General features: G+C 32.0%; 1 protein-coding gene. It reads left to right on the forward strand.

Translation table 11 applies throughout. The features are described from left to right. Positions 1–68: 68 nt before the first annotated feature. Positions 69–560, forward strand: a 492-nt coding sequence (locus tag L1D46_RS20865; RefSeq protein WP_239978189.1) for a hypothetical protein, incomplete at its 3' end; no start/stop codon positions are given.

Here is a 560-nt window from a genome sequence, read left to right on the forward strand (position 1 = left end):
AATTGTATTAGATTATAAAAGCGTTGGCAGCGAAAATATAGTTAGGGTAAAAATTATAGGATGTCTAAGTGAAGAATAAGCTATATATTCATATTGGATTACATAAAACAGCTACTACATCATTACAAAAGTTTGTCTTTCCTCGTTTGCCTAGTTTTAAATTTATCGGGAGAAATGATCTTCCGCTAAATAATCAAAATGAACTTTATTTGGAGTTAGTCAAATACTGCTTTTCAAAGAAACAAGATAAACCCAAAGAAGTTGAACTTAGAAGTGCACTTATTACGGAATTAAAGGCTAATAAGGTAATTCTAAGTGATGAATGGTTTAGTGCTGACTTTGATGGCTTTTATAAGTTTGAAGGTGCAAGCTGGCAGATGAAACTAGATAAGCTTTCTAGAATAATTAATGGGCTGGATTATAAGCTAGTTGTCACTTTGAGGGATCCTTTTGATGGCGTCTTTTCGCAGTATAGTGAGTTTAACCAGGTAGGTATAGAGTCTAAATATTCAACTTTTAAAGAGTATTTTTATAATAGTAACGACTCCAATGTGTATAAG

It is taken from the genome of Pseudoalteromonas sp. Isolate3 (assembly GCF_022398505.1).
Taxonomy (GTDB): Bacteria; Pseudomonadota; Gammaproteobacteria; order Enterobacterales; family Alteromonadaceae; genus Pseudoalteromonas; species Pseudoalteromonas apostichopi.